The sequence below is a fragment of the Geodermatophilus aquaeductus genome, from assembly GCF_900182545.1.
Lineage (GTDB): Bacteria > Actinomycetota > Actinomycetes > Mycobacteriales > Geodermatophilaceae > Geodermatophilus > Geodermatophilus aquaeductus.
In genome coordinates this window covers 1-14,105 of record NZ_FXTJ01000011.1, presented here as the reverse complement: position 1 = coordinate 14,105, position 14,105 = coordinate 1, and the positions used below count along the sequence as shown (strand labels likewise).

At 74.9% G+C, this 14,105-nt stretch carries 16 protein-coding genes and 1 rRNA gene; 6 read left to right on the top strand and 11 right to left on the bottom strand.

From position 1 onward, the window contains the following. Entirely contained in the window at positions 1-462 is a 462-nt protein-coding gene (locus FN207_RS21105; protein ID WP_246066230.1) for a (2Fe-2S)-binding protein, read from the top strand. Next, entirely contained in the window at positions 459-2,828 is a 2,370-nt protein-coding gene (pucD, locus tag FN207_RS21100) for a xanthine dehydrogenase subunit D (RefSeq protein WP_185938473.1), read from the top strand. The genes FN207_RS21105 and pucD overlap by 4 nt, the downstream gene beginning before the upstream one ends. A gap of 36 nt (positions 2,829-2,864) precedes the next feature. On the opposite strand, the gene FN207_RS21095 is transcribed toward pucD, so the two are convergent. Then, positions 2,865-3,608 (bottom strand): SDR family NAD(P)-dependent oxidoreductase, encoded by a 744-nt coding sequence (locus FN207_RS21095; protein ID WP_142460429.1) that lies wholly within the window; start codon positions 3,606-3,608, stop codon positions 2,865-2,867. Positions 3,609-3,658: 50 nt separating this feature from the next. After that, positions 3,659-4,651, bottom strand: coding sequence for an allantoicase (gene alc, locus FN207_RS21090; protein ID WP_142460428.1), 993 nt, complete (start codon positions 4,649-4,651; stop codon positions 3,659-3,661). Positions 4,652-4,738: 87 nt separating this feature from the next. On the opposite strand from alc, the gene FN207_RS26485 reads away from it, so the two are divergent. Further along, entirely contained in the window at positions 4,739-4,897 is a 159-nt protein-coding gene (locus FN207_RS26485; RefSeq protein ID WP_185938472.1) for a hypothetical protein, read from the top strand. A 2-nt stretch (positions 4,898-4,899) separates the two neighbouring features. On the opposite strand, the gene allB is transcribed toward FN207_RS26485, so the two are convergent. Genes allB through FN207_RS21050 form a run of 8 tightly spaced genes read right to left on the bottom strand, consistent with a single transcriptional unit; the run spans position 4,900 to position 11,764 of the window. Then, a complete protein-coding gene (gene allB, locus FN207_RS21085; RefSeq protein ID WP_142460427.1) occupies positions 4,900-6,216 on the bottom strand; it encodes an allantoinase AllB in 1,317 nt (438 codons plus the stop codon). Next, the gene (locus tag FN207_RS21080; RefSeq protein ID WP_142460426.1) at positions 6,213-6,896 is read right to left on the bottom strand and encodes an urease accessory protein UreD; all 684 of its coding nucleotides are present in this window, start codon (positions 6,894-6,896) and stop codon (positions 6,213-6,215) included. The genes allB and FN207_RS21080 overlap by 4 nt, the downstream gene beginning before the upstream one ends. Further along, positions 6,893-7,570, bottom strand: coding sequence for an urease accessory protein UreG (ureG, locus tag FN207_RS21075; protein ID WP_142460425.1), 678 nt, complete (start codon positions 7,568-7,570; stop codon positions 6,893-6,895). The genes FN207_RS21080 and ureG overlap by 4 nt, the downstream gene beginning before the upstream one ends. After that, positions 7,560-8,216, bottom strand: a complete 657-nt coding sequence (locus FN207_RS21070) for an urease accessory protein UreF (RefSeq protein WP_142460424.1) — start codon at positions 8,214-8,216, stop codon at positions 7,560-7,562. The genes ureG and FN207_RS21070 overlap by 11 nt, the downstream gene beginning before the upstream one ends. After that, positions 8,216-9,937, bottom strand: coding sequence for an urease subunit alpha (locus tag FN207_RS21065; RefSeq protein WP_142460423.1), 1,722 nt, complete (start codon positions 9,935-9,937; stop codon positions 8,216-8,218). Before FN207_RS21065 ends, FN207_RS21070 begins: the two co-directional genes overlap by 1 nt. Next, complete coding sequence (locus FN207_RS21060) at positions 9,937-10,239, bottom strand: urease subunit beta (RefSeq protein WP_142460422.1); 303 nt, start codon at positions 10,237-10,239, stop codon at positions 9,937-9,939. The genes FN207_RS21065 and FN207_RS21060 overlap by 1 nt, the downstream gene beginning before the upstream one ends. Before the next feature lie 32 nt (positions 10,240-10,271). After that, the gene (locus tag FN207_RS21055; protein WP_093577433.1) at positions 10,272-10,574 is read right to left on the bottom strand and encodes an urease subunit gamma; all 303 of its coding nucleotides are present in this window, start codon (positions 10,572-10,574) and stop codon (positions 10,272-10,274) included. Positions 10,575-10,633: 59 nt separating this feature from the next. Further along, a complete protein-coding gene (locus FN207_RS21050) occupies positions 10,634-11,764 on the bottom strand; it encodes an epoxide hydrolase family protein (RefSeq protein WP_142460421.1) in 1,131 nt (376 codons plus the stop codon). A 110-nt stretch (positions 11,765-11,874) separates the two neighbouring features. On the opposite strand from FN207_RS21050, the gene FN207_RS21045 reads away from it, so the two are divergent. Genes FN207_RS21045 through FN207_RS21035 form a run of 3 tightly spaced genes read left to right on the top strand, consistent with a single transcriptional unit; the run spans position 11,875 to position 13,873 of the window. Next, a complete protein-coding gene (locus tag FN207_RS21045) occupies positions 11,875-12,237 on the top strand; it encodes a GntR family transcriptional regulator (RefSeq protein WP_110906578.1) in 363 nt (120 codons plus the stop codon). Continuing rightward, on the top strand, positions 12,234-13,178 hold the full coding sequence (locus tag FN207_RS21040) for an ABC transporter ATP-binding protein (protein WP_142460420.1): 945 nt from the start codon (positions 12,234-12,236) through the stop codon (positions 13,176-13,178). Before FN207_RS21045 ends, FN207_RS21040 begins: the two co-directional genes overlap by 4 nt. Continuing rightward, on the top strand, positions 13,175-13,873 hold the full coding sequence (locus FN207_RS21035; RefSeq protein WP_142460419.1) for a hypothetical protein: 699 nt from the start codon (positions 13,175-13,177) through the stop codon (positions 13,871-13,873). Before FN207_RS21040 ends, FN207_RS21035 begins: the two co-directional genes overlap by 4 nt. Positions 13,874-14,017: 144 nt before the next feature. Here FN207_RS21035 and rrf read toward each other — a convergent pair. Then, positions 14,018-14,105: ribosomal RNA gene (gene rrf, locus FN207_RS21030) — 5S ribosomal RNA — on the bottom strand; the annotation flags it as partial.

The window sequence follows — 14,105 nt, the reverse complement described above, 5'->3', positions numbered from 1 at the left end:
ATGCCGCAGCAGGTCGACGACGTGTGGGAGGGCGAGAGCCTGCTCTACGTCCTGCGCGAGCGGATGGGCCTGCCCGGCTCGAAGAACGCCTGCGAGCAGGGCGAGTGCGGGTCGTGCACCGTCTACCTCGACGGGGTGCCGGTCTGCGCCTGCCTGGTCGCGGCCGGCCAGGCCCAGGGCCGCGAGGTCGGCACCGTCGAGGGGCTGGCCCCGGCCGGTGAGCTGCACCCGGTCCAGCAGGCCTTCCTCGAGGCCGGCGCAGTCCAGTGCGGCTTCTGCACGCCCGGCCTCCTGGTCGCCACCGACGACCTGGTCACCCGCTCCCGCGCCGAGGGCCGCAAGCCCGCCGACGCCGAGATCCGCGAGGCCCTCGCCGGCAACCTGTGCCGCTGCACCGGCTACGAGAAGATCCTCGACGCCGTCCGCCTGGCGGCCGACCGGATGGCGGGGGACCCCCGGTGAGCACGCCCACCCGCACCCCGAGCGGAGCGCCGTCGCACCTGAGCGGCGCGGGCGGCCGGGTCGGCGACGACGCCGCGCGCCCCGACGGCGTCCTCAAGGTCCGCGGCGAGTTCGCCTACGGCAGCGACCTGTGGATGGACGACATGCTGTGGGGCGTCACGCTGCGCAGCCCGCACCCCTACGCCCGCATCCGCTCGATCGACATCGGTGGCGCGCTGGCCGTCCCGGGCGTGCACGCCGTCCTCACCTCCGACGACGTGCCCGGCGAGAAGGTCTACGGCCTCGAACTCGCCGACCAGCCGGTGCTCGCCCTCGACGTCGTGCGCTACCAGGGCGAGCCGGTGGCGCTGGTGGCCGCCGATCACCCCGACACCGCCCGCCGCGCCGCCGCCCGGATCGTCGTCGACTACGACGTCTGGGAGCCGGTCACCGACGCGCGCGTGGCCCTCGGCCACCCCACCTGGAACCAGCTGCACGACGCCCCCGCCGAGGTCACCGAGCTGAGCCGGGAGAGCGCCAACCTGCACCCGCACGGCAACCTGGTGCGCCACCTCAAGGTCCGCAGGGGCGACCCCGAGCCCACCGCCGACGTCGTCGTGGTGGGCGAGTACGAGGTCGGCATGCAGGACCAGGCCTTCCTCGGCCCGGAGTCCGGCCTCGCGGTGCCCGGTGAGGACGGCGGCGTCGACCTGTACGTGGCCACCCAGTGGCTGCACGTCGACCAGCGGCAGATCTGCGCGGCCCTCGGGCTCCCGCCGGAGAAGGTGCGGCTGACCCTGGCCGGGGTCGGCGGCGCGTTCGGCGGCCGCGAGGACCTGTCGATGCACGTGCACGCCTGCCTGCTCGCGCTGCACACCGGCAGGCCGGTGAAGATGTCCTACAACCGCGAGGAGTCCTTCTTCGGCCACGTGCACCGCCACCCGGCGACCATGCGCTACGAGCACGGCGCCACCCGCGACGGCGACCTGGTCTACGTGCGGGCGACCATCTACTTCGACGGCGGCGCCTACGCCTCGAGCACGCCGGCGGTCGTGGGCAACGGCGGCACGATGGGCATCGGCCCCTACGTCGTCCCCCACGTGCACGTCGACTGCTACGGCGCGTACACGAACAACCCCCCGTGCGGCGCCATGCGCGGCTTCGGCTCGGTGCAGACGGCGTTCGCCTACGAGTCGCAGATGGACGCGCTCGCCGCCGAGCTCGGCATGGACCCGGTCGACCTGCGCTGCCGCAACGCGATGGAGCAGGGCTCGGAGGCCATCACCGGGCAGGTCGTCGACAGCCCCGCGCCCGTCGTCGAGCTGCTGCGCCGGCTCGAGGCGATGCCGCTGCCCCCGGAGGTCCCCACCGGCGACGACGTCGACCTGCGGGACATGCCCGGCGGCGTCTCCAACACCACGCACGGCGAGGGCGTGCGGCGCGGCGTCGGGTACGCCGTCGCCTACAAGAACGTCGCGTTCTCCGAGGGCTTCGACGACTACTCGACCGCCCGCGTGCGGCTGGAGGTGGTCGGCGGCGAGGCGGTCGCGACCGTGCACACCGCGGCCGCCGAGGTCGGCCAGGGGCTGGTCACCGTCGAGCAGCAGATCGCCCGCACCGAGCTCGGCGTCGACCGGGTCACCGTGCACCCCAAGGACACCGCCGTCGGCTCGGCGGGCTCCACCTCGGCGTCCCGACAGACCTATGTCACCGGCGGCGCGGTGAAGGCCGCGTGCGAGGCCGTGCGCGCCCGGGTGCTGGAGCGGGCGCAGGCCGTCGTCGGCCGGCCGGTGGCCGACCTGCGGCTCGACGGCGGGAAGGTGGTGTCCGACCTCGAGGGCGTCGCGCTGCCGCTGGCCGACGTGCTCGGCGACGAGGTGGTCGAGGAGACGCTCGAGTGGCGGCACCGGCCCACCGAGGCGGTCGACCCCGAGACCGGGCAGGGCTTCGCGCACGTGCAGTACGCCTTCTCCGCGCACCGGGCCGTCGTCGACGTCGACACCGAGCTCGGGCTGGTCAAGGTCGTGGAGATGGCCTGCACCCAGGACGTGGGCAGGGCGATCAACCCGCAGGCCGTGATCGGCCAGATCCAGGGCGGCACCGCGCAGGGGCTCGGGCTGGCGGTGATGGAGGAGATCCTGGTGCGCGACGGGCGGGTGCAGAACCCGTCGTTCACCGACTACCTGATCCCCACCGTGCTCGACATGCCGCCGATGCGGGTGGAGATCCTGGAGTACGCCGACCCGCACGCCCCCTACGGGCTGCGCGGCGTCGGCGAGGCACCCAACATCTCCTCGGGCCCGGCGGTGCTGGCCGCGATCCGGCAGGCGACCGGCCTGCCGCTGACCCGCGTCCCCGTCCGCCCGGAGCACCTCACCGGGACCTGACCCCGGAGGGCGGAAGGAATGGCCATCCCTGCCGCCCTACGGGGTCACCCCGGCCAGGCGGTCCATCGCGGCGAGCACCCGGTCCTGCAGCCCCGCGTCCTCCAGGGCCCGCGGGGTCCGCGCCGGGCGGCGGCCGGCGGTGTAGCCGCCCGGCCAGTCGCCGGCCGCGGCGAACGCCACCCGGGCGCCGCCGTCCTCGACGTCGCCCGGTGCGCCCGAGGAGGCGAGCTTGGTGCGCACCCAGCCCGGGTCGACCGCGCCCACGCGCAGGGCGGGCAGGCGGCGGGCCCAGGCCAGCGCCAGGACGACGTCGAGCGCCTTGGAGTCGGCGTAGGCGCGGCGCGGCTCCCGGGGGCTGCCCAGGTCGTCGGGGTCGACGCGGCCCGAGCCGACCATCCCGCTGCCGAGGAAGACCAGGCGCTCGCGGACCTGCTCCCGCAGCAGCGCGGTGAGCAGGTGCGGGGCGAGCGCGTTGACGGCGAAGGCGATCTCGTGGCCCTGCCGGCTGGGCGGAGCGCCGTCGGGCGGCCACACGCCGGCGTTGTGCACGAGCACGTCGACGTCCCCCACCTGTCCGGCGAGCGCGCGCACCTCGTCGAGGTCGGCCAGGTCTCCGGTGACCAGCCGGACGTCGCCGAGCCGGCCGAGCTCCTCGGCGACCGGCGCACCGCGCGCTTCGCTGCGGGCGTGCAGGACGACGGTGTGCCCCTCGCCCAGCAGCCGCCGTGCGGCCGCGCGGCCGATGCCGTCGGTGGAGCCGGTGATCGCGATCGTCGTCACGGACCGCCCCTACCCGCCTTCCGGGCGGCAGAAATGGCCATTCCTGCCGCTCAGGGCGCGGTCTCCTCCCAGCGGCGGTGCAGGGCGGCGCGGCCGGCCTCGGTGGGGCGGCCCCACAGCCGCAGCCGGGCCATGCCGCCGTCGGGGAAGACGTCCATCCGCACGCGGGTGACGCCGGCGTCGCCGGGCAGCACGAACCGGTGCCGGGTGTCGGGCTGCAGCGGCGTGCGGGCCAGCAGCTCCACCTCGCGCCCGTCGGCGGTGGTGCCGGTCAGCGACGCCGATCCGGGCGCGTTGCCGAGGAACCACGAGGTGTCGAGCTCGGCGAGGGTCACGGTGCCCTCGCAGGCCAGCGTGACCTCGACCCAGTCGTTGCCGTCGTCGCGGCGGCGGGCGTTCTCCCAGCCCTCCCCCATCGACCGGGCCACGCCGCGGCCGAGCAGCTGGTGCGGGCTGCCGTAGAAGGCATTGCTCACCCTGCGGACCACCCCGCCGTTCTCCAGAGCCGCGAGGTCACACGGGCCGGCGTCGAGCAGCCGCGGGTCGGGGACCACCTCGCCGTGCACGCGCAGCCGGGCCACGCCGCCGTCGGGGTGGATGGTCAGCCGCACGTGCGTCACCCGCGGCCCCGGCTCGACGGCGAAGCGGTTCTCGGTGCCCCCGGCCAGCGGCGAGCGCGGCAGCAGCGGCACCCACGCCGCGTCGGCCAGGGCCGCGGCCGGCGGGTGGCCCTCGACGGAGACGCCCTCCAGCGACGCGGACGTCGGGTAGTTGCCCAGGAAGAAGGCGGTGTCGACGACGACGCCGTGCACGATCCCCGGCATCCCGAGCCGCACGACCGCCCAGTCGCTGCCCGGTTCGCGGCGCCGCCGGGTCTCCCAGCCGTCGTACTCCTTGCCGCGCGCCCCGAAGTCGTCCCGTGCCCGCGGCGGCTCGGGCCGGATCAGGTTCTCCTTGCCGGCGAAGAACTCGTCGTTGGCGGCCACCACGGCTCCGCCCTGCGTGCGGACGGCGAGGTCGGGCAGGTCGAACGGGTCGGTCATCGGTCTCCTCGTCCGCGGCGGTCGCGGGTCACTCTCGCACGGCCGGGGTAGGGGGCCCCGCGTACCGCCGAACCCCGAGGAGGACCCGTGTCCGAACCGACCGACGACCTGCGCGAGCGCGCCCGCGAGCACGTCCAGCAGATGCCCGCCGAGACCGCGCTGGGCAACGCCGACCCCGCCGGCGGCTCCACCGACGACCCCAAGATCATGGACGAGGCCGCCCGGGAAGAGGGCGAGCAGTCCTGACCTCAGGCGGCGCCCCCTCGGCCGAGCAACCGGCCGAGGGGGCTGCCGTCGGCCTCCCGCCCACCCAGCCAGGTCCGCCGGACGACGCCGGTGAGCTCCCGTCCCGCGTAGGGCGTCACCGGGTTGCGGTGCTCGAGCCGTCCGACGGTGAACGGCTCGTCGGGCGCGAAGGCCACCAGGTCGGCGTCCTTCCCGACCGCGATCGCGCCCTTCCCGGGCAGCCCGGCCAGCCGCGCCGGCGCCGCCGACATCCAGCCCACCACCCGCGCCAGCGGCATCCCGCGCGCCCGGGCGCCGGTCCACACCGCCGGCAGCGCCACCTGCAGCCCGGCGATCCCGCCCCAGGCCAGCCCGAAGTCACCGACGTCGAGCCGCTTGAGCTCAGGCGTGCACGGCGAGTGGTCGCTGACCACCAGGTCGACGTCCCCGGCGGTCAGCGCGCCCCACAGCGCCTCGCGGTGCGCCGACTCCCGGATGGGCGGGCAGCACTTGTAGGCGGTGTCGCCGTCGGGCACGTCCTCGGCGGCGAAGGTCAGGTAGTGCGGGCAGGTCTCCACGGTGATCCGCACGCCCTCGGCCCGTGCCGCCCGCAGCAGCGGCAGCGCGTCGCCGTCGGCCAGGTGGACGACGTGGCTGCGCGCCCCGGTGTCCCGCGTGGCGGCCACCAGCCTGCCGATCGCGGTCTCCTCCGCCGCGGGGGGCCGGGAGGCGAGGAACGCCGCGTAGCTCGCCCCCGCCGGCTCCGGCGCCGCCGCGATGACCGCCTCGTCCTCGGCGTGCGCGATGAGCAGCCCGTCGAAGGAGGCCAGCTCGGCCAGCGCCGCGCGCAGCCCGGCGTCGTCCAGCGGCGGGAACTCCGGGACGCCGGAGTCGAGCAGGAAGCACTTGAACCCGACGACGCCGGCCTCGTGCAGCGCCCGCAGCTCACCGGCGTTGCCGGGCACCGCGCCGCCCCAGAAGGCCACGTCGACGGCGACCTGCCCGGCGGCGACCTCCCGCTTGACCCGCAGCGCCTCGACCGTGGTGGTCGCCGGCACGGAGTTCAGCGGCATGTCCACGATCGTGGTGACGCCGCCGGCGGCCGCTGCCCGGGTGGCCGTGGCGAAGCCCTCCCACTCGGTGCGGCCGGGCTCGTTCACGTGCACGTGGCTGTCGACCAGGCCGGGCAGCAGCACCTCGTCGTCGGCGAGGGTGACCGCGCCCGCGGGGACGTCGTCGAAGGCGGTGACCGCGGTGACCACCCCGCCGTCGGTGTGCACGCCGGCTGCGCGCTCGCCGTCGGGCAGCACCACCCGCCGCGCGCGGACGACGAGGCTCACGCGACCGCCTCCGCCGCGCGCACGACCCGGTGCAGCTCGGCGCCCCACGCGGTGGCCACCCAGCCGTTCTCCAGCGGCAGCCGGACGGCGTCGTCCCCGGTCAGCACTCCCGCAGCCTGCCCGACGTGCACCGTCGACGCCCAGGCGCGCGGCGCCACGGGCGGCAGCCAGGCCGGCGCCCCGGGGCCGAGGCCGACGGTCGTGTGCAGCAGCGGCCGGCCGTCGGCGACCACCCGCGTCGTGCCGGTCCAGCGCCCGGGTTCCTCGCCGGTGCGGCCGAGCAGCACCTGCTCGCACGCGGTGAGGACGGCGCCGGCCGCCAGCGTCGCCGTCAGCTCCGCCCGGTGGTGCGCGCCGCGCGCGACGACCGTGGGCTCCGGGCGCAGGTCCAGCTCCCCGGCCACCTCGGCGACGACGCGCTGCACGGAGGGCCGGTCGCCGTCGCGGGCGGGCAGCGCGACGGCGGCGGCCACCGAGCGCACCGCCAGCGTGGCGCCCTCCTCGACCACCAGCCGGACCTCGGCGTCGTCGCCGCCCAGCGGGCCGAACGCCGTCGCCACGAGGTGCACCGACGCCGGGCCGGTGCGCCGCACCGCCAGCTGCCCGCTCGCGCGGACCACCGGCAGCACGGTGCGCCCGCCGGGGCCGCGCCGCGCGACGACCTCGACCCGGGTGATCACGCCTGCTGCAGCGCGCGGGCACGCACCTGCTCCCGCACCCACGCGGCCACCTCGGTGGCGGCCGGGTCCTCGCGCAGCGAGATGAGCAGCGTCGGCTTCTCCCCGCGCACCGCCGCCGAGTCCCGGCGCATGACGTCGAGGTCGGCGCCCACCAGCGGCGCGAGGTCGGTCTTGTTCACCACGAGCAGGTCCGAGGCGGTGACGCCCGGCCCGCCCTTGCGCGGCACCTTGTCCCCGCCGGCGACGTCGACGACGAACACCTGCACGTCGACCAGGCCGTAGCTGAAGCTCGCCGTCAGGTTGTCCCCGCCGGACTCGACGAACACCAGCTCCAGCCCGGGGTGGCGCGCCTCGAGCAACTCGACGGCGTCGAGGTTGGCGGTGATGTCGTCGCGGATGGCGGTGTGCGGGCAGCAGCCGGTCTGCACCGCCTCGATCCGGTCGTCGGGGAGGACGGCGTTGCGGCGCAGGAAGTCGGCGTCCTCGGTCGTGTAGATGTCGTTGGTGACGACGGCGAGGTCGTACTCGGCGCCGAGCGTGCGGCACAGCGCCGCGGCCAGCGCCGTCTTCCCGGAGCCGACCGGCCCGCCGAGGCCCACGCGCAGCGGCCCGCCGTGCCGGTGCCCGTGCTCGTACGGGTCCACGTAGTCGTCGAGGTTGTGGTCAGGAGGCAAAGAAGCGGTCCTTCCGTGCAGCGTGCACCTCGGCCAGCAGGTCGAGGAGCGGATCGGTGTCGGCCGGCAGCCCAGGGCGGCAGAAATGGCCATTTCTGCCGCCCTGGACCGCCGCGTCGGCGACGGCGTCGATCTCTGGCGCCAGCCGCGCGGTGACCGCCGCGACGGTGAGCGGGTCCATGGCCAGCAGCCGCTGGGCCGCCGTCGCCGGACCGCTCACCGACAGGTAGGCGGCGGCCGCGGCGGCGTCCCGGGCGGTCAGGCTCCCGGCAGCCGCGGCGACGCCCAGCGCGACCGGGTGGTGCGGCGCGGCCGGCAGCGCGTCCCACAGCGGCGAGGGCCAGGCGCGGCGTCCCACCCGCACGAGCCCGCGGCCCTGCTGCCGGGACGCCGCACGCAGCGCCGGCGACGGCGTCCGCGCGTCCGCCTCGGCGTCGAGCGCCGCCAGGTCCCCGCCGCCGCACGCGGCGGCCGCCAGCCCGGCCGCCACGGCGCCCGACGTCGTCAGCCGGCGGAGGAGGAAGGCCGCCAGCGACGACGGGTCGTGCACCAGCCCGGCCGCAACCGCCTGCTCCACCCCGCCGGAGTGCGTGTGCCCCCCGGCCGGCAGCCGCGAGTCGGCCAGCGTCAGCAGCGCCGCCGTCATCAGAAGAGGAAGTACCGCTGCGCCATCGGGAGCTCGCGCACCGGTTCGGGCTCCCACACCTCGCCGTCCACGGTCACCGTGAAGGTGTCCGGGTCGACGCGGATCTCCGGCAGCGCGGTGTTCTCCGGCATGTCGGACTTGGTCAGCCGCGTGGTGTCGGTGACCGCGGCCAGCCGCCGGTCGATCGCCAGCCGGTCGCCCAGCCCCGCCTCGAGCGCCGCCGGAGCCACGAAGTGCAGCGACGTCAGCGCCGGCACCTTGCCGTACGCGCCGAACATCGGCCGGGGCAGCTGCGGCTGCGGGGTGGGGATGGAGGCGTTGGCGTCGCCCATCTGCGCCCAGGCGACCATCCCGCCCTTGAGCACCGCGTGCGGCCGGACGCCGAAGAACCGCGGGTCCCACAGCACCAGGTCGGCGAGCTTGCCGGGCTCCACCGAGCCGACCTCGTCGTCGATGCCGTGCGCCACCGCCGGGCAGATCGTGTACTTGGCGACGTAGCGGCGGGCCCGCAGGTTGTCCGCCGCGCCGTCGCCGGCCAGCGACCCGCGCTTGCGCTTCATCACGTGTGCCGTCTGCCAGGTGCGCAGGACGACCTCGCCCACGCGGCCCATCGCCTGCGCGTCCGAGCCGATCATCGAGATGGCGCCGAGGTCGTGCAGGAGGTCCTCGGCGGCGATCGTCGTCGGCCGGATCCGGCTCTCGGCGAAGGCGAGGTCCTCCGGCACGGAGGAGTCCAGGTGGTGGCAGACCATGAGCATGTCGAGGTGCTCGTCGAGGGTGTTCACCGTGTGTGGCCGGGTCGGGTTCGTGCTGCTCGGGAGCACGTTCGGGTGCCCGGCGACGGTGATGATGTCCGGCGCGTGACCGCCTCCGGCGCCCTCGGTGTGGTACGCGTGGATGCTCCGCCCGGCGATCGCGGCGAGGGTGTCCTCCACGAAGCCGGCCTCGTTGAGCGTGTCCGAGTGCAGCGCCACCGGGACGCCGTTGCGCCCCGCCACGGTGAGGCAGGCGTCGATCGCCGCGGGCGTGGAGCCCCAGTCCTCGTGCAGCTTGAAGCCGCTCGCACCGGCGCGCAGCTGCTCCTCCATCGCCTCCTGCGAGACGGTGTTGCCCTTGCCCAGCAGCGCGACGTTCACCGGCCACGGGTCCATCGCCTCGAGCATCCGGGCCAGGTACCAGTCGCCGGGGGTGATCGTGGTGGCCTTCGACCCCTCCGCCGGGCCGGTCCCGCCGCCGATGAGCGTGGTGACGCCCGAGCCCAGCGCCGCCGGCACGATCTGCGGGCAGATGAAGTGCACGTGGCAGTCGATGCCGCCGGCGGTGAGGATCTTGCCGTTGCCGGCCATCACCTCGGTGCCCGGGCCGATGACCAGGTCCGGGTGGACGCCGTCCATCGTGTCGGGGTTGCCCGCCTTGCCCAGCGCCACGATCCGCCCGTCGCGGACGCCGACGTCGGCCTTGACGATCCCCCAGTGGTCGAGGACGACGGCGCCGGTGATGACCAGGTCGGGCGCGCCCTCCGCGCGGGTGGCGCGGCCCTGGCCCATCGACTCGCGGATGACCTTGCCGCCGCCGAACACCGCCTCCTCGCCGGCGCGCCCGGGGCCACCGCAGCGGTCCTCCTCGACCTCGATCAGCAGGTCGGTGTCGGCCAGCCGCACGCGGTCGCCCGTCGTCGGGCCGTACAGCTGGGCGTAGCGCTCGCGGGACAGCTGCACCATCAGCCGAGCCCTCCCTCTGCGGTCAGGCCGGGGACGACGCGCCCGCCGGCGAGCGGCACCAGCGTCACCGTGCGGGTGATGCCCGGCTCGAAGCGGACGGCGGTGCCGGCGGCGATGTCGAGCCGGTGCCCGTGCGCGGCCGCACGGTCGAAGGCCAGCGCCCGGTTGGTCTGCGCGAAGTGGAAGTGCGAGCCGACCTGCACCGGCCGGTCGCCGGTGTTGGTCACCTCCAGCTCGGTCCGCGGCGCGCCCTCGAGCGTCTCGATGACACCCTCGGCGGGGAAGACCTCTCCCGGGATCACGGGCTCTGCTCGATGGTCCCGCTCGCTGACGCTCACGGGATCGGGTGGTGGACGGTCACGAGCTTGGTCCCGTCCGGGAAGGTCGCCTCCACCTGCACCTCCTCCAGCAGCTCGGGGACGCCGTCCATGACGTCGTCGCGCGTGAGGACCGTGCGGCCCGACTGCATGAGCTCGGCCACCAGGACGCCGTCGCGGGCGCCCTCCAGCACGTGGTCGGTGACGATCGCCGTCGCCTCCGGCAGGTTCAGCCGCAGCCCCCGCGCCCGCCGCCGGCGGGCGAGCTCGGCGGCGTAGGAGAGCAGCAGGCGCTCCTGCTCGTGCGGGGTGAGGTGCACGCGGGGTCCTCCGGGGGTCGGCAGCCTCCGGACGCTAACCGCCGGATGTGTCGCCGCCGTTACCGGAGCGGGCGGAAGAACTCCCGGACGTCGGCCACCAGCTCCACCGGGCGCTCCATCGCCGCGAAGTGGCCGCCGCTGTCGTGCTCCCGCCAGAACCGGATGTCGGTCAGCTGCCGCTCGGCCCAGGCCCGGGGAGGCACGAAGATCTCCTCCGGGAACATCGAGACGCCGGTGGGCACGTCCACCCGCGGCGTCCGCTCCTGCGGCGCCCGGGCCATCTCCCAGTACATCCGCGCCGACGACGTCGCCGTGCCGGTGAACCAGTACACCGAGACGTGGTCGAGCAGCCGGTCGATGCCGAGCGCGCCGACCGGGTCGCCGTCGCTGTCGGTCCAGGCGTGGAACTTCTCGAGGATCCAGGCGCACTGCCCGGCCGGGGAGTCGGTGAGGCCGTAGCCGAGCGTCTGCGGCCGGGTGCGGTGCTGGTGGCTGTAGGCCGATCCGTCCTCGCGGAAGGCAGCCATCCGGTCCAGCGCCCGCTGCCCGCGCGCGTCGAGGTCCCCCCGCCCCTCCGGCGGCGCGGTCACCACCATGTTGAGGTGCACGCCGACGACCCGGTCGGGGTGCCGGGCGCCGAGGTTGGCCGAGACGAACGACCCGATGTCCCCGCCTTGCGCACCGAAGCGCTCGTAGCCGAGCCGGCGCATGAGCTCCGCCCAGGCGTCCGCGGTCCGCCCCGGTCCCCAGCCGGGCGCCGTGGGCCTGCCGCTCCACCCGTAGCCGGGCAGCGAGGGGACGACGACGTCGAAGGCGTCGCGCGGGTCCTCCGGGTCGGTGAGCGGGCCGACGACCTCGAGGAACTCCACCACCGAGCCGGGCCAGCCGTGGGTGAGCACCAGCGGCAGCGCTCCCTCGTGCGGTGAGCGGACGTGCAGGGCGTGCACCGGCAGCCCGTCGATCTCGGTGACCACCTGGGGGAACGCGTTGATCCGCGCCTGTCGCGCCGGCCAGTCGTACTCGTCGGCCCAGTAGCGGCAGACCTCCTGCAGCACGCCGGGCGGCACCCCCTGCGACCAGTCGTCCACGGTCGGGGGGTCGGGCCAGCGGGTGTCGTGCAGCCGGCGGCGCAGGTCGGCCACCGCGGCCGGCGGCACGTCGACGGTGAAGGGGGTCAGCGCGTCGTCCACGGACCCGACCGTATCGGCGCTTGACGCCCGGCACGACTCGGTCCTACGGTTCGTTACATGAGTAATGAACCCAGGGACCTCGACGACCCCGGCGGCGGCCGGCGTCTCCCGTGAACGAGGACCAGGGCCCGATCTTCCGGCAGGTCGCCGCACAGATCGAGAACGCGATCGTCGACGGCTCCCTCGCCGAGGAGAGCCAGGCGCCCTCGTCCAACGAGCTCAGCGCCTTCCACCGCATCAACCCCGCCACGGCAGCCAAGGGCCTCAACCAGCTGGTGGCCGACGGGGTCCTCTACAAGAGACGAGGAGTCGGGATGTTCGTCGCCACGGGCGCCCGGGAGCAGCTGCTCAAGCGTCGCCGCAGCGAGTTCGCCGACCAGTACGTCCGCCCCCTGATGACCGAGGCGCACAAGCTCGGCATCTCCACGCGCGAGCTGTCCACCATGATCGACCGCTGGGAGGACGAGCGATGACCGCCGCCGCGACGCTCACCGACGTCTCCATGCGGTACCGGGAGCACGCCGCCCTGGACGGCGTCACCGCCTCCTTCGCCACCGACGGCATCACCGGCCTGCTGGGCCGCAACGGCGCCGGCAAGACCACGCTCATGCAGCTGCTCACCGGGCACCGGGTGCCGACCAGCGGCAGCGTGCGAGTCCTCGGCGCCGATCCCTTCGAGAACGACGCCGTCCTGCGGCAGGTCTGCTTCGTCAAGGAGAGCCAGCGCTATCCCGACCAGTTCCGTGTCCGCGACGCCCTGGCGGCAGCGGCCAGCGTCTTCCCCGCGTGGGACGAGGACCTCGCCCGCTCGCTGGTGGCCGACTTCGACCTGCCGGCACGACGGTCGGTCCGCAAGCTCTCCCGCGGCATGGTCTCGGCCGTCGGCATCACCATCGGCCTGGCTTCGCGGGCGCCGCTCACGTTGTTCGACGAGCCCTACCTGGGGCTCGACGCCGTCGCCCGGCAGCTGTTCTACGACCGGCTGATCGCCGACTACGCGGAGAACCCGCGCACGATCGTCCTGTCCACCCACCTCATCGAGGAGATCAGCGGACTGCTCGAGCACGTGCTGCTCATCGACGGCGGGCGGGTCGTGCTCGACGACGACGCCGACAGCCTCCGGGCCTCCGCGCTCACCGTCACCGGCCGCACCGACGCCGTCGCCACCCTGGCGAGCGAGCACGAGGTGCTGACCACCGAGAGCCTCGGCGGCTCGAGCCGGGCGATCGTGCGGCTGCGCCGACCGGTCGACCGCGAGGACCTGGCCGCCGCCGGCCTCACGGCCGAGCCCACGCCCCTGCAGCAGCTCGTCGTGGCGCTCAGCTCCCGCTCCGCCCCCGCCTCCCGGCGGGCCGAGGCCCCCGCCGACCGCCCCTCCGACGACGACCACGCCTTCCAGGAGGCCACCCGATGAACCGCACCCTCGCCACGGCGCGTATGCACCTGGTCAACCCCCTGCTGACCATCGGCGTGCCCTGGGCGATCGTGCTGCTGAGCTTCGCGATCAACCTGCCGATCTGGGCGCTCACGGACGCCGGCCAGGGACCGGGCGGCGGCATCACCGGCGGCGTCCTGTCGCTCTACATCACGGTGCTGGTCGTCTACGTCCAGTCGGTGACCCAGCTGCTGCCGTTCGCGATGGGGATGAGCATCAGCCGGCTCACGTTCTACCGCGGCACCGCCCTGGTCGCCGTCGCCTCCGCGCTCGCCTACGGCATCGCGCTCTCGATCCTGACCCAGGTCGAGGACGCCACCGGTGGGTGGGGCGTCGGGCTCCAGTTCTGGGCACCCGGCCCCGTCGACGTCGACAACTGGGCGCTGCAGGTCGTGGTGTCCGGCGCCCCGATGCTGGCGGCCGCCTTCCTCGGCGTCGGGATCGGTGTCGTGATGAAGCGGTGGGGCCAGCTCGGCCTCTGGAGCCTGGTGGTCGGAGCACTGCTCGTCTTCGGCGGCCTGGCCATCCTCGTGTCCTGGCAGCAGGCGTGGGGCGACGTCGGCACCTGGCTCACCGACCAGTCGATGCTGACCCTGGCGGTGCTCATCCCGGCGGTCCTCAGCGTGGTCGCCGCAGGACTGTCCTTCGCCGGCCTCCGTCGGATCGTCCCCTGACCGCAGCGCACCCGAGAGCCTCGGACAGGGCCCCGGTTCCGTCACGGCGGATCCGGGGCCCGCGTGCATCTGCCACCGGATTCCGTACACCGGCAACGCAGAAGGGCCCCCACCGCACTGGTGGGGGCCCTTCTGTGAATGGTTGTCCGGCGGCGTCCTACTCTCCCACCCCGTCTCCAGGGCAGTACCATCGGCGCTGAGAGGCTTAGCTTCCGGGTTCGGAATGGGTCCG

What these genes read in the sequence shown, in the direction of transcription:
- FN207_RS21070 (WP_142460424.1), bottom strand. Translation starts at nt 8,216, where the DNA reads ATGACGGCGGCGCTGCTGACGCTGGCCGACTCGCGGCTGCCGGCCGGG.
- FN207_RS21035 (WP_142460419.1), top strand. Translation starts at nt 13,175, where the DNA reads ATGAACCGCACCCTCGCCACGGCGCGTATGCACCTGGTCAACCCCCTG.
- FN207_RS21105 (WP_246066230.1), top strand. Translation starts at nt 1, where the DNA reads ATGCCGCAGCAGGTCGACGACGTGTGGGAGGGCGAGAGCCTGCTCTAC.
- alc (WP_142460428.1), bottom strand. Translation starts at nt 4,651, where the DNA reads ATGACCGACCCGTTCGACCTGCCCGACCTCGCCGTCCGCACGCAGGGC.
- FN207_RS21065 (WP_142460423.1), bottom strand. Translation starts at nt 9,937, where the DNA reads ATGGTGCAGCTGTCCCGCGAGCGCTACGCCCAGCTGTACGGCCCGACG.
- FN207_RS21040 (WP_142460420.1), top strand. Translation starts at nt 12,234, where the DNA reads ATGACCGCCGCCGCGACGCTCACCGACGTCTCCATGCGGTACCGGGAG.